Here is a 13,023-nt window from a genome sequence, read left to right on the forward strand (position 1 = left end):
ACTTTCAAGCCTTTACCCCCCTCTTTGGGGAGGCGCCAACTATGGTCGAAAGCGCGGGCCAATTCCTTGAAGCGCCTCACATTTCCATGCATTGACAGCCACAAATCACACGCAAAACGTTTGCTAAGCCAATGAAATAATTAACAAACGTTTTTCCACCTGCCGGGCCCGACGCGAGAAAGTCAAGCCCGGTTCAGCGCTGAATTAACGACTCGTGATCGACTCCGTAAAGTTGTAAACAAGATGCTTTTGTATCCCTTTTAAAGTGCTAGTCTGTCCCAAAGATACCACTTAATGGCTAACTAACAGGGAGTACATCATGGCGACATTCAAGTTCTATATTCCGGCCATCAACCTGATGGGTGCCGGCTGTCTGCAAGAGGCTGCCGCCGATATCAAGGGTTATGGCTATGGCAAGGCGTTGATCGTCACCGACAAAATTCTCAATCAGATCGGCGTGGTCGCCAAGCTCACCACCCTGTTGGCTGAACATGGCATTGAGAGCGTGGTTTTCGATGAGACCAAACCCAACCCCACCACCAACAACGTTGAAGCGGGTCTGGCGATGATCAAGGCCAACGGCTGCGACTGCGTCATCTCGCTGGGTGGCGGCTCGCCCCACGACTGCGCCAAGGGCATTGCGCTGGTGGCCGCCAACGGAGGCAGCATCAAGGATTACGAAGGGGTGGATCGCTCCGCCAAGCCGCAACTGCCGCTTATCGCCATCAACACCACCGCCGGTACCGCCTCCGAGATGACCCGCTTCTGCATCATCACCGACGAAGCGCGCCACGTGAAAATGGCCATCATCGACAAGCACGTTACCCCGCTGATGTCGGTCAACGATCCCGAGCTGATGCTGGCCAAGCCGGCCGGTCTCACCGCCGCCACCGGTATGGATGCCCTGACCCACGCCATCGAGGCCTATGTCTCCACCATCGCCACCCCGGTAACCGATGCCAGCGCCGTGATGGCCATCGAGCTGATTGCCAAGCACCTGCGCACCGCCGTTCACCAGGGCGATGACCTGCACGCCCGCGAGCAGATGGCCTATGCCCAGTTCCTGGCCGGCATGGCCTTCAACAACGCAAGCCTGGGCTACGTGCACGCCATGGCCCACCAGCTGGGCGGTTTCTATGACCTGCCCCATGGTGTCTGCAACGCCGTGCTGCTACCCCATGTTCAGGCGTTCAACGCCCAGGTGAGCGCGGCTCGTCTGAAAGATGTGGCCCGCTACATGGGGGTGGATGTGAGCGCCATGAACGACGAGCAGGGCGCCGCCGCTGCCATTGCCGCCATCAAGCAGCTGGCGCTGGATGTGAAGATCCCGGCCGGTCTGGAGCAGCTCGGCGTCAAGGCCGATGACTTCGATACCCTGGCCAGCAACGCCCTGAAAGATGCCTGCGGCTTCACCAACCCGAAACAGGCGAGCCACGACGAGATCGTCGCCATCTTCCGCGCGGCGATGTAACGGCTGCCGGATTGCCCATAAGGGTCGCAGTGCGACCCTTTTTATTGGCTGATGGATCAATGGCTTTTTACTTCCGTGGAGGGAGTCGGTATGATTCGGCCAGCGTAAAAAGACTTGAATGGATGATCTGAACTCGATATGCGGATGAAACAGCTGATTGCCGCGGCCTTGACCGCCCTCACCCTCTCCGGTTGCAGCCTGGTCTATCGTATCGATATTCCCCAGGGCAACTATGTGGAACAAAAACAGGTCGACAAACTGCGCCAGGGGATGACCCGCGAGCAGGTCAGCTATGTGCTGGGGACCCCTATGCTGCGTGACGGCTTTGACCCCAACAGCTGGTACTACCTCTATGAGTTCCAGCCGGGCCGAGGCCAGAAAGAGCGTAAAGAGCTCACTGTGACCTTTGCCAATGACAGGCTCACCACGGTGACGGGGGACTTCCCGCTGCCAGCCGCCTTCAATACCCCGCTCTGATATCCCGCAAAACCGGCCTCGCGCCGGTTTTGTTTTATCCAGCCCTGCACTATCTATCCTGCCCGTGATCCTGTCTGGGAATCCTGTGTCATCTCTTCCCATTGCAGCTGCCTGCAAATTGGCTGATGCTGATGAGCAGCCACCATGGCATCAACACCATCAAATAACACAGGGAGCATCCCCATGAGCCGGATCCTGATTGCCGGAGCCAGCGGCCTGATCGGTCGCGAACTGGTGCAGCAACTGCCTGCCGAACATGAACTGACCCTGCTCTGTCGCAAGCAGGGCAAGGAGGCACACCACTGGCTACCGGTCGATTTTGATGATCTGGCCAGCGTCACCCTCTCCCGCCCGGTCGATATCGCCTTCTGTGCCCTCGGCACCACCCGCAAGGAGGCGGGCTCTGCCGAGGCGTTTCGCCGGGTCGATCTCGACTATGTGGTCGCCTTTGCCGAACTGGCCCGCCGCCACGGCTGTCAACGCCTTATCGTGGTCTCGAGCATGGGAGCCAGCGCATCGTCCCCGGCTCTCTATCCGCGTACTAAGGGAAAGATGGAGCAGGCCCTGCTGGCCCAATCCTGGCCACGGCTCGCCATCGTGCGGCCCGCCATGCTGCTGGGGGATCGCCAGCCACCACGCCTCTCCGAGCAGATCTTTCAGACTATCTACCCGCTGTTTCGGCCGCTGCTGGTGGGCAAGCTCACCCGCTGGCGCGCCATCGAGGCCCGTCAGGTGGCCCGCGCCATGATCGCCCTCTCGAAACTGCCCGCCGGGTGCGAGATTGTCGAAAACGAGCAGTTGCTGGCCCTCTGAACCCGCCCTTCCCCACTACTTACGCACAGAGCCGCATAAACAGCAGGGCAAGCCAATTGGCTTGCCCTTTGTTTATCTGTTGGCGAGGTACCCTGACCGCCTTTTGCCATCACAGGCCACGCTCAGCTGTCAGGGCCACATCCGTCAGCCGCGAATATGGTCGATAAAAGCGTCGATCTGCTCGCGGGTGCAGGCGGGGTTCATAAAGACAGCCTTCTCCCCGGCGATGTAAGAGTATTTGCCGCGGGCGTCATAGTCGGAGTGGGCCACCGCCTCCACCCAGTTGGTGTAGAGCCCCACCTTGCCGCGCCCCTTGAACAGGCTGCGGTGATAGTCGGTATTGCGCTGCAGTCGCGCCTTGTAGGCAGGATCGCTGGAGCGGGCCAGCTCGAAGGCGAACTCGGCCTCCGGATCGCTCACCCACTCGGGATTGTAGATCTTGAAGCCGACACTCGGCCCCTGATTCTCCTGCGCCACCAGCTTGACGTTGCCGAGCTGGCTTAACCGGAAGCGGAAGTAGTTGGCATTTTGCAGGCAGTGGGCCAGCACGGTGCGATACCCCTCGACCCCCATGTAGTTGAGCGCCGCATAGGCACCGAACAGACCGCTCGCACCACGGGAGCACTCGATGGTGGATTGCAGGTGGGTCTGGCCCTGAATGTCCCGCTCGAAGTAGGAGAAGTTCTCCGGGTCATTCTCCATCGCCTTGAGGTCATCCTGCTCCTTGATCATCACCAGACTGGAGGTGTAGGGCACATAGCCCCACTTCTGGAAGTCGACGGTAAAGGAGTCGGCATATTTGAGCTCGGCAAAGCGTGCCACGTTGCGCTCAATCCCCGCCAGAGTGGCGCTGTTGATGGCGAGCGGGTTGGCGGCAAAGTCGTAATCGAGGAAGAAGATCATCGACCAGCCGATGGCTGCGTCGACGTGGATATGGGGCTTGACCACCACCTCAAACTGCTCGCAGAGGCGATTGCGCAGCTCGAACACGGGTTTCACCTGATCCACCCCGAAGGTGTCGGTGGTGCCCATGGTGAGCATGATGGTCGGCACCACGTGTTTCAGGGCAAAACAGGCGGTCAGGGTGCGCTCGAGGTGGTCGAGATCGATGTCATTGTTCTCACCCACCTGAATGCGAATGGTCTTGTTCTCGATGTCGACCCCGAGCAGGGAGAGGTTGGTGATGTTGGAGTAGTGACCGCCCTGAGAGTTGATAATGCGATAATCCTGATAGTGGCCGAGCCCCTTGTGCTTGGCATCGGGCAAGCTTTTGCGAATGCCGAGCAAATAGCCGTAGAGGTTACAGAAGGTCCCCCCCTGGGTGAAGATGCCGGTGGCGCGAGCCGGGTCGTAACCTGCCAGCAGCGCAATCTGGCGCACCACCTTCTTCTCCAGCTCCTCGGCCACCCCGGCGTATTCGGAGTAGACCAGATTGGGGTTGGCCAGAATGCCCAGCTGGGCGCCGTAGATGGCGGGATCCGCCGACATGGTGATGACGTTCTCGACGCTGGCGGGGTTCTCCCAATCCTTCGATAGAGCAGCGGCAAAGAGCAGCTCGGCCATCGGTTCGCCAGGGGTGCGCATGGGGGCAGGCACCGGCATGGTCTCGCAGAGATCGGTCAAGCGGGCACGGCCATCAGGCCAGGCGTTCAGGCGGGCATCGGGGGCCAGGCCACGGGCCCGAAATTCGTTGAGGGTGGCAAATCCGGGTTCACGAAAGACCGGCCAGAGATCGGGATTGCGCGAGAAAAAGTTGGCTTTGACGGTGGCGAAACGGGCAGAGAAATCGGGGTGGACGGCATTGACACTTTCGTCTTGAAGATAAACTAAGTCACTCATTTTTATACCATTAGTACAGCAAATGTGCGGCCGTTATACCCCTGTGTCAGCAGGGCCGACAGTGACAATATCTAATGGCCTACCCTACTTTTTGTCATGTATCAGCCATGACAAGGGCTGGCAAAAAGGCGCCTTTCTGGCGCCTCTTTATATTTCGTGATCTTGCTCCCATCCTGGCTGACAACGCACTAACGGACCGCCATCAGCACAGCGCCCCCCTCAACGCAGGGCAGCCAACAGCCACCGGATAAACTCCACCAGCTCGACCTGCTGCTGCGGAAAGGCCGCCAACCAGGGCTGCAGGCGCGCGGCGACGGCGTCCGGTCGATAGCCGCAGCCCGCCAGTTCGGTCGCCAGCAGATCAAACGGGGCCGGCTCCAGAGTATCGCTAAAGAGCTGCGCCCGGGTGATGACCCCTTTCGCCACATCAAAGTGCAGCTCCACCCCGCCCCAGCTGAACCGCTCCTCCAGCAGATGGCTGAACGCCGGAGCATGGCCATAGTTCCACTCCCAGCTGCGCTGGCGAGCGAAGGTCTCGGCAAAACCGGGCAGATCGGGCATCTGCTCGGGGGAGATATGCTCGGGCTCAACTCGCGCGCCATAGTGGTGGAAGAAGGCTTCGGCAAGGGCCTCGCTCACCTGTTGATGGTCGATCCCCGCCAGCAGTTCGCACAGGTTGGCCACCCGGCTGCGCACCGAGTTGATCCCCTTGGCCGCCAGTTTCTTGGGGTCGGGGTTGAGGTAGTTGGCAAGGCGGCCGAGATCGGCATCCAGCAGCAGGGTGCCGTGGTGGAACCCGCGATCCAGAGTCTCCCTGTAAGCCGACCCCGATACCTTGCGCTCCCCGTCCGGGGTCGCCACCAGCAGATCGTTGCGACCGGAGGCAAACGCCTCGATCCCCAATCCCTTGAGCCCGTTCAGCACGATGGCGGTGGAGACACTCTTGTCATACTCCGGCTTGCCCGCCATAAAGGTGAAACAGCTGTTGCCAAGGTCGTGGAACACGGCGCCACCGCCACTGCTGCGGCGGGCCAGGGTGACCCCATCCTCTTCCATGCGGCGGGTATTGCACTCCTTCCACGGGTTCTGGGCCCGGCCGATCACCACGGTATTGGCGTTGCGCCAGAGGAACAGCACCCGCTGGCCGGGGTCCATCTGGCGGAAAATGCACTCCTCAACGGCCAGATTGAACAGGGGATCGTGAGAGTCGGAGACAAGCAGACACAAGCGGGACATAAAAAGACCTTATCCGGAACTGGGGGCAGCATGATAACACTGACGGGGTACCATCACTGAGCAGTCGCACATTAACCGGTGCGCAGCAGCCGCGATACATTTGGGTCACACCTGACCGCCTCATAAAAGTATCTATTGATATAACGACACAGCTTGACGTGCAACCACGGAAAAAATGCAGTCAAGCCACAATAACAACGATAAAAACGGGAAAAGTGGCTAGAATGCGACCACTTCGATAGGCCATATGACTCTCTTATTGGTCACATAACTTGCAAAAAAGCGGCATGTATCCATCCCGTGTGATGAACGACACAAAAATGACTTTCCAACCCCCCTATACCCCATTGCAAACGCCTTTTCTCCCCTTGCAGGTGACACAAAATTGCTTGAATCTAGCCTAGACACCGCTCCCGAGAGAAACGTTGTATGACGGAGAATGCAGCCCCCCGCCAGCGCCTGAGCTTGCTTCTGCCAATGCTGGTCAGTATGGTCATCGCGACCCTGATCTCTCCCCCCGTGCGAGCCGGCGAGCAGGTCATCGTCCAGTTGCCGTGGCAACACCAGTTCCAGTTTGCCGGTTACTACGCGGCCATCGCCAAAGGGTTTTATCGGGAGGCCGGTCTGCATGTCACCCTGCGCGAAGCGGACTCCCGCACCGATGTGGTCAGCGAGGTGATCTCGGGAAAGGCCCATTTTGGCATCAGCGGCAGTGATCTGCTGCTGGATCGGGCTGCCGGTCGTCCGGTGGTGGTGCTCGCCGCCCTGCTGCAGCACTCGCCGCTGGTTCTGCTCACGCTGGATAGGCCAGATATTCGCAACCCGGCCGATCTGGCCAACAAGCGACTGATGCTGGAGCCTGGCTCCAACGAGCTGCTGACCTACCTTTCTCACCAGACCCGCAGCCGCGACTGGGTCACCCTCCCCTACAAACAGGGAATACAGGCACTGCTGGCGGGCAAGGTGGATGCCATCAGCGCCTACAGCACTACCGAGCCCTTCTATCTGCAACAAAAAGGGATCCCCTATCGGGTCTTCAGTCCGCGCACCATCGACTTTGACTTCTACGGCGACAACCTGTTTACCTCCGAGCGGGAGCTGATCACCCGACAGGATCGGGTCTACGCCTTCCAGCAGGCCAGCCTCAAGGGGTGGCGCTATGCGATGGACCACCCCGAAGAGATGATCAACCTCATCATGGAGCAGTACCCGACCGGGGCTGGCCGTGAACAGCTGGAGTTCGAGGCTCGCGAAACCAGAGCGCTGATGCAGCCGGATCTGATCGAACCCGGCTACATGCAGCAGGAGCGCTGGCTGCAGATCGCCAAAACCTATCTGGAGGCAGGCATGCTCACGGTATTGCCCAACCTCGACCGCTTTATCTACGATCCGGCGCAGGAGCGGCTGCGCCAGCAACGGCAACTGCTCGACAAGAGCGTGGCGGTGGCAATGCTCATCACCTTTACCCTGATGACCCTGCTCGGCATCTTTTTGCACCTCTATCTGCGCCTGCGTGAGGAGGCGCGGGATCGCCAGCGGCTGACCCGTGAACTGGCCCAGAGCGAGCAGCACTATCGCTTCGTGGCGGAGAACAGCGCCGATGTGATCTGGACCATGGATGCCGCCAGCTTGCGCTTTCGCTACGTCAGCCCGGCCATCACTCCTCTGAGCGGCTACGAGGCCCCCGAGCTGTTTGCCCTGCCCCTCAAACAGCTGCTACCGGATGCCTCAAGGCAACTGCTGCGCGAGGAGATCTCTGCCACTCTGGAGGCATGGCAGCGGGGGGAACATGACCAGACTCGCCGGGTCATTCGCACCCAGCTGCGCCACAAGGATGGCCATATGGTGTCGACCGAGACCATCACCACCCTCCATGGCAACCAAAATGCCCAGCCGGAGGCGATCCTCGGGGTCACCCGGGATATCACCGAGCGGGCAGCGCGGGAGGAGATGATGCGCCGCCTCGCATTCTACGACCCCCTCACCGGGCTGCCCAATCGCCGCTTGCTGCAGCAACGGCTCAAGGAGCTGATGGAGCAGGAGGCGCCCCGTCCGCTGGCGCTGATGTTTATCGATCTCGATCACTTCAAGCCGATCAACGACACCTTCGGCCATGAGACCGGGGATATTCTGCTCAATATGGTGGCCGAGCGGATGAGCCACTGCGTGCGCAAACAGGATCTGGTGGCACGGCTGGGGGGCGATGAGTTCGTTATCTTGCTGCCGGATAGTGGCGACGAAGTGCTGGCGATGGCCGACAAGCTGCACCAGCAGCTGCGCCATCCGTTCCAGCTGGAGGGGCAGGAGCTACTCATCTCCAGCAGTATCGGGCTGGCGCTCTATCCCGAGCACGGGGAGGATGCCAAGACCCTGATGCACCACGCCGATCAGGCCATGTATCAGGCGAAGAATCGCGGCCGCGGCCGGGTCTGCCTCTATACCGAAGGCCTTGATCCCGAGCAGGGCGCCCTGCTGTGGCAACCCGGCCACGAGTGCGGTCACCCGCGCATCGATGCCGAGCATCGCCAGCTCTTCGTATTGACCAACCGGCTGCTGGAGCGGATGAAAGATCAGCACGAGGATCCGGCCCCGTTTCTGGAGAGTCTGGAGAGCCTGTTCGACATGGCCCGCCACCACTTCGCCTTTGAAGAGCAGATGCTGGCGGAGATCGACTATGAGGAACTCCTTAGCCACCGTCAGGATCACCAGCGCCTGCTCAACAAAGCAAGCCAACTGCTGCACGCTGCCAAAGCGGGGACTCTGGGCAACGACGAGCTGCTCAACTTCATCATTCAGGAGCTGGTAGTCGGCCACATGAGTCAGGCGGATCGCCGCTACTTCCCCCTGTTCAGATCTGAGCGCAGCCTGTCGGTTGCGGAGGTGGTCGCCTAGTCCCCCCCGTTCAGACCCGAGCGTAATGCGACTCTTGCGAAAGGGGCGGCCTAGTCACCCCGCAGGGCCACCACGGGGTCGAGACGCACTGCCCGCAGCGCAGGAGCGACCCCGGCCAGCAGACCCACCAGGGCGCTGCAACCGAGCGCCAGCAGCAGATAGAGAGGATGGAGGGTGAGCGGCAAGCCGGCCGCCAGCAGGGTGAGCAGCAGCTTGAGCCCGCCGAGCAGGGCCAACCCCATGGCTCCGCCCAGCAGCGCCAGCACCACGGCTTCGAGCAGGAACAGCAATAGAATGCGCCGCCGCGGGCAGCCCAGCGCCATCAGCAGACCCACTTCGGGGACCCGCTCCTGCTGGGCGATGCTCATGATGCTGAAGATGCCGACCGCCCCGATCAGCAGCGAGATAATACCGAGCCCGCCAACCGCCAGCTTGATGATGGAGAGGATCTTGTCGAGGCTGGCCAGCATGTCCTGCTGGGAGGTGAGGGTAAAATCCTCGGCGCCGTGGCGGGAGATCAGCACCCGCCGGATTTGGGCCGAGATATCCGCCTCCGTCTGCCCGGCGCGATAGATGACGTCGATCTCCTGCAGCCCCTCCTTGTTGAACAGCGCCTGGGCATGGGCGGCGGGCAGATAGATCATGTCATCCAGATCAAAGCCGAGAAATTGCCCTTTGGGCGCCAGCACCCCGGCCACCCGAAAACGGCGATCACCGGCCCGCAGCAGACTCCCCGGCGCATCGCCACCGGGAAACAGCTCAGCCGCCACCTTGGCCCCCAGCACCGCATAGGCGCGGGGCATGGCGCTGTCATCCGCGGGCAGAAAACGCCCCTGCACCAGGGTGAGTCGCCAGCCAGAGAGCGCCGCCGGACCTGTGCCCAGAATGGTGGTGCTGCGGGTCAGCCCGCGGCTGCGCACCTCCCCCTGCCCCTGCACCACCGGCAGTGCCGCCTCGATACCCGGTAATCTGGCCAGGGCATCGGCATCCTCCAGCAGCAGGGGACGGCTGCTGGAGAGGATGCCGGGCGGGCCGCCGGCGGTTTCGGTCTTGCCCGGGGTCACGGCGATCAGCCGGGTGCCAAATTGGGAGAAGCTGTCGAGCAGATAGAGTCTGAGCCCCTCGCCGATGCCGGTGAGCAAAGTCACCGAGGCGATCCCGATGGCGATGCCCAGCGCCGACAGCAGGCTGCGACTGCGCCCCGCCAGCAAGGCGCGCCAGAGCCAGAGCAGCAGATCAGCGGCGCGCATCAGCCACCGCTCCACTGCCCGCTACGCAGGCTGCTGACCGGATCTTGCCGTGCTGCCCGGGAGGCGGGCAGCCAGCTAAAAAACAGCCCGGTCAGCAGGGCCGCCGGTATGGTGCAGAAAGTAGCGAGCAGAGGGACCGCCACCGGGAAACCGGGCCAAATCACTCCGGCGAGGGCAACAAGGGCATAGCCCAAGGCCGTGCCAAACAGCGCACCACTGCCGCTTAGCAGCAGCGCCTCCCATAAAAACAGCTGACGGATCTGGCGACTGTCAGCCCCCAGCGCCTTGAGCAGGCCGATCTCGCCGGTGCGCTGGCGGGTGCTGATCAGCGCCAGATTCATCATCATGATGCCGGAGACCAGCAGGCTGATGGCGCCAATACCGGCCACCGCCAGGGTGAGGGTCGAGAGAATGGTGGAGAAGGTGGCCAGCATGGCGTCACGGCGCACCACGGTCACATCGAGCGCGCCGTGACGCGCTTGCATCAGCCGCTCCAGCCGGGCGACCAGCGGGGGCACCGCTTGCCCCGCCAACGGCTGGATCAGCAGCCGAAACAGCCCCTCGGTATTGAACAGCCGCATGGCGCTACCGACCGGGATCAACGCGGCCTCGGCCATATCCATCCCCAGATTGCTGCTCTGGCTGGTGAAGACCCCCACCACCCGAAAGCGGCGATTGTCAAAACGCAGCCACTGGCCGACCGGATCGGCCTGACCGAACAGCTCCCGGGCCACCTTGGCCCCGAGCAGGGTGACCGATCGATCCGCTGCGGCATCTCCCGGCAGCCAGCGGCCAGAGAGCAGCACCAGTCCGTGGGTATCGCGCAGCCCGTTGCTACTGCCAAGCAGCATGGTCTGGCGCAGCCGCGCCCCCTGTTTGGCCTCGGCAAAGCCCATCACCAGCGGCACCAGTCGCAGATTGGGCTGGTGCTGGGCCAGATAGTCCATGTCATCCAGGGTGATCTGCCGCAGGCTGTTGCCGGTGACCGGCGGCAGCCCACCGGTGGTCTCCTTGCGGCCGGGGAACATCACCAGCAGATCCTTGCCAAGGGAGCTGAACTGGTCGGCCACATAGCGCCTCGCCCCCTCCCCCAGCGCGGTAAGCAGCAGCACAGAGGTGACGCTCAGACTCACCGCCAGGATCAAGACCAGCGCCCGTGAACGCTGACGCAATAACGCCACGGCGGCAAAGCGGATCACATCGGGGCGCCGCATTCAGCCACCGCAGCTATCAATGTTGATGCGGCCATCGTTCATCAGGATCCGCCTGCCCGCCCGATCACCGAGGCGCGGGTCGTGGGTTACCACCACCAGCGTGATCCCCTGCTCCCGGTTGAGCTCCTCCAGCAGGGTAATCACCTCCTCCCCGGAGCGGGAATCGAGATTGCCGGTGGGCTCGTCGGCCAGAATAAGCCGCGGCGCCATGGCCATGGCCCGGGCGATGGCCACCCGCTGGCGCTGACCGCCGGAAAGCTCGGCAGGGCGGTGGCCGGCCCGGTTCTCCAACCCCAGCTCTCCCAGCAACTGCTGGCTGCGGCGATGGCGCTCGGCGGGAGCGATCCCGCACAGCATCAGCGGCAGCTCGACATTTTCACGGGCGGTGAGGCGGGAGATCAGATGAAACGACTGGAACACGAAACCGATGCGATGACCGCGCAGCTGGGCCAGCGCCGGCTCTGACAGGGTGGCGGTATCCTCCCCTCCCAGCCAGTAACGCCCTTCATCGGGCCGATCCAGCAGCCCCAGCATATTGAGCAGGGTCGATTTGCCGGATCCCGAGGGGCCCATCACCGCCAGATACTCCCCCTCGGCAACCCGCAGGGATATGCGGTCGAGGGCGGCCACCTCACTGCCCCCCAGCGTGAAACGACGGCTGACTGCATCAAGACGAATGAGATCACTCATCCGTCTGCTCCGTGGCGGCGCTGAAAGGTCCTTCCCCGACAATCTGGCCGGGCTGGGCTGCCAGCCGATCACCGGCGGCGAGCCCCTCGGCCACCTCAATCCAGTTCCAGTTCTCCACTCCCCAACGGGGCAGCACCCGCACCAGCTGATCCCCTTCCAGCCGCAGCACGCTGCCATCGTCGGCCCGGCTGCTGGCCGCTACCCGCAGCACATCGGTGGCGCGGGTCACTTCGACTTCGAGGTCAGCACTGTAGCCGATAAGCAGGGGCACATCGGTAGGCAAGGCGGTGAGCTCCGCCTCCACCTCCACGGTGCGGGCCTGTTTTTCCAGCTCCTTCACATAGGGGGCAATGCGGGTCACGGTGGCGGCAAAATCGCGCCCGGGCATGGCATCGAGCAGTACCCGGGCAGACTGGCCCACCTTGAGGCGGGCGGCATCCACCTCATCGATGGGAGCTGAGACATACAGACAGTTATCGTCGATAAGATCGATAACCGGTGGCATGGCCACTCCGGGCGGAGAGGGGGTCATGTACTCGCCCTGCTTGCTGTTGACCTCGGCCACCACCCCGGCAAACGGCGCCAGCAGACGGCGTTCACTCAAGCGGGCCTCCACTTGGGCGACCTGTGCCTCGTCGACCCGCTCCTGCTGACGGGATGCGCGGCAGACATAGCGGCGGGTATCGGCCAGATTCTGGGCCTGTTCGGCGAGGGTGCGGGAGGTGAGGTTTTTGGCCAGCAAGGTGGCCAGCCGGTTGGCCTCCCGCTCGTAGTAGGCCGCCTCGCTGCAACGCTCCTCGCGCTGGGTCTTGCCAAGGGCCTGCTGGGCACGGGCACGGGCAAGATCGGCGTGAATATCGTCACTCCAGAGGGTCAGCAGCAGATCTCCCCGGGCTACCCGCTCCCCGGCCTTGACGGCGATCTGCGCCACCACGCCACCACCGGGCAGACTGAGTCCGGCCCGCTGACACGACTTGATGGTGCCGGCCCGGGTGTTGACCACAGTGACCAGCACATCCCCCCGCCCGACCTCGGCCAGTCTGATCGGCGTCGGCTGCGGTCGCCACCACCATGCCGCAGCTGCCACCGCTACCACAGCGCCACTTCCCCACCACAACCAGCCTCTCTTCATCGCGCATCC

At 62.4% G+C, this 13,023-nt stretch carries 10 protein-coding genes; 4 read left to right on the forward strand and 6 right to left on the reverse strand.

Annotated elements, in window-relative coordinates:
* Positions 1-319: 319 nt before the first annotated feature.
* The 3 genes from yiaY to BN1117_RS03225 all read left to right on the forward strand — a co-directional run bounded on the left by yiaY (position 320) and on the right by BN1117_RS03225 (position 2,761).
* Entirely contained in the window at positions 320-1,471 is a 1,152-nt protein-coding gene (gene yiaY / locus BN1117_RS03215; protein WP_040094815.1) for an L-threonine dehydrogenase, read from the forward strand.
* A 138-nt stretch (positions 1,472-1,609) separates the two neighbouring features.
* Entirely contained in the window at positions 1,610-1,948 is a 339-nt protein-coding gene (gene bamE, locus BN1117_RS03220; RefSeq protein ID WP_040094816.1) for an outer membrane protein assembly factor BamE, read from the forward strand.
* A 183-nt stretch (positions 1,949-2,131) separates the two neighbouring features.
* Positions 2,132-2,761, forward strand: a complete 630-nt coding sequence (locus BN1117_RS03225) for an NAD(P)H-binding protein (RefSeq protein ID WP_040094817.1) — start codon at positions 2,132-2,134, stop codon at positions 2,759-2,761.
* A gap of 144 nt (positions 2,762-2,905) precedes the next feature.
* Here BN1117_RS03225 and BN1117_RS03230 read toward each other — a convergent pair whose 3' ends face one another.
* Together BN1117_RS03230 and lplA are read right to left on the reverse strand one after the other, a co-directional pair.
* Positions 2,906-4,600, reverse strand: coding sequence for a pyridoxal phosphate-dependent decarboxylase family protein (locus tag BN1117_RS03230; RefSeq protein ID WP_040094818.1), 1,695 nt, complete (start codon positions 4,598-4,600; stop codon positions 2,906-2,908).
* 219 nt (positions 4,601-4,819) lie between these two features.
* Positions 4,820-5,836, reverse strand: coding sequence for a lipoate--protein ligase (gene lplA / locus BN1117_RS03235; RefSeq protein ID WP_040094819.1), 1,017 nt, complete (start codon positions 5,834-5,836; stop codon positions 4,820-4,822).
* A 429-nt stretch (positions 5,837-6,265) separates the two neighbouring features.
* Here lplA and BN1117_RS03240 point away from each other — a divergent pair, with 429 nt between their 5' ends.
* The gene (locus BN1117_RS03240; RefSeq protein WP_040094820.1) at positions 6,266-8,728 is read left to right on the forward strand and encodes a diguanylate cyclase domain-containing protein; all 2,463 of its coding nucleotides are present in this window, start codon (positions 6,266-6,268) and stop codon (positions 8,726-8,728) included.
* A gap of 50 nt (positions 8,729-8,778) precedes the next feature.
* On the opposite strand, the gene BN1117_RS03245 is transcribed toward BN1117_RS03240, so the two are convergent.
* The 4 genes from BN1117_RS03245 to BN1117_RS03260 are packed head-to-tail and all read right to left on the reverse strand — an operon-like array spanning position 8,779 to position 13,014.
* Positions 8,779-9,978 carry an ABC transporter permease gene (locus tag BN1117_RS03245; RefSeq protein ID WP_040094821.1) on the reverse strand — a complete coding sequence of 400 codons (1,200 nt, stop codon included), beginning with the start codon at positions 9,976-9,978 and terminating at the stop codon, positions 8,779-8,781.
* On the reverse strand, positions 9,978-11,192 hold the full coding sequence (locus BN1117_RS03250) for an ABC transporter permease (RefSeq protein ID WP_040094822.1): 1,215 nt from the start codon (positions 11,190-11,192) through the stop codon (positions 9,978-9,980). Before BN1117_RS03250 ends, BN1117_RS03245 begins: the two co-directional genes overlap by 1 nt.
* On the reverse strand, positions 11,193-11,882 hold the full coding sequence (locus BN1117_RS03255) for an ABC transporter ATP-binding protein (RefSeq protein ID WP_040094823.1): 690 nt from the start codon (positions 11,880-11,882) through the stop codon (positions 11,193-11,195).
* Positions 11,875-13,014 (reverse strand): efflux RND transporter periplasmic adaptor subunit, encoded by a 1,140-nt coding sequence (locus BN1117_RS03260; protein WP_040094824.1) that lies wholly within the window; start codon positions 13,012-13,014, stop codon positions 11,875-11,877. Before BN1117_RS03260 ends, BN1117_RS03255 begins: the two co-directional genes overlap by 8 nt.
* Positions 13,015-13,023: the final 9 nt, after the last annotated feature.

The sequence above is a fragment of the Aeromonas australiensis genome, from assembly GCF_000819725.1.
GTDB lineage: Bacteria > Pseudomonadota > Gammaproteobacteria > Enterobacterales > Aeromonadaceae > Aeromonas > Aeromonas australiensis.

What these genes read in the sequence shown, in the direction of transcription:
- BN1117_RS03250 (WP_040094822.1), bottom strand. Translation starts at nt 11,192, where the DNA reads ATGCGGCGCCCCGATGTGATCCGCTTTGCCGCCGTGGCGTTATTGCGT.
- lplA (WP_040094819.1), bottom strand. Translation starts at nt 5,836, where the DNA reads ATGTCCCGCTTGTGTCTGCTTGTCTCCGACTCTCACGATCCCCTGTTC.
- BN1117_RS03255 (WP_040094823.1), bottom strand. Translation starts at nt 11,882, where the DNA reads ATGAGTGATCTCATTCGTCTTGATGCAGTCAGCCGTCGTTTCACGCTG.
- BN1117_RS03240 (WP_040094820.1), top strand. Translation starts at nt 6,266, where the DNA reads ATGACGGAGAATGCAGCCCCCCGCCAGCGCCTGAGCTTGCTTCTGCCA.
- BN1117_RS03225 (WP_040094817.1), top strand. Translation starts at nt 2,132, where the DNA reads ATGAGCCGGATCCTGATTGCCGGAGCCAGCGGCCTGATCGGTCGCGAA.
- bamE (WP_040094816.1), top strand. Translation starts at nt 1,610, where the DNA reads ATGCGGATGAAACAGCTGATTGCCGCGGCCTTGACCGCCCTCACCCTC.
- BN1117_RS03245 (WP_040094821.1), bottom strand. Translation starts at nt 9,978, where the DNA reads ATGCGCGCCGCTGATCTGCTGCTCTGGCTCTGGCGCGCCTTGCTGGCG.
- BN1117_RS03230 (WP_040094818.1), bottom strand. Translation starts at nt 4,600, where the DNA reads ATGAGTGACTTAGTTTATCTTCAAGACGAAAGTGTCAATGCCGTCCAC.
- BN1117_RS03260 (WP_040094824.1), bottom strand. Translation starts at nt 13,014, where the DNA reads ATGAAGAGAGGCTGGTTGTGGTGGGGAAGTGGCGCTGTGGTAGCGGTG.
- yiaY (WP_040094815.1), top strand. Translation starts at nt 320, where the DNA reads ATGGCGACATTCAAGTTCTATATTCCGGCCATCAACCTGATGGGTGCC.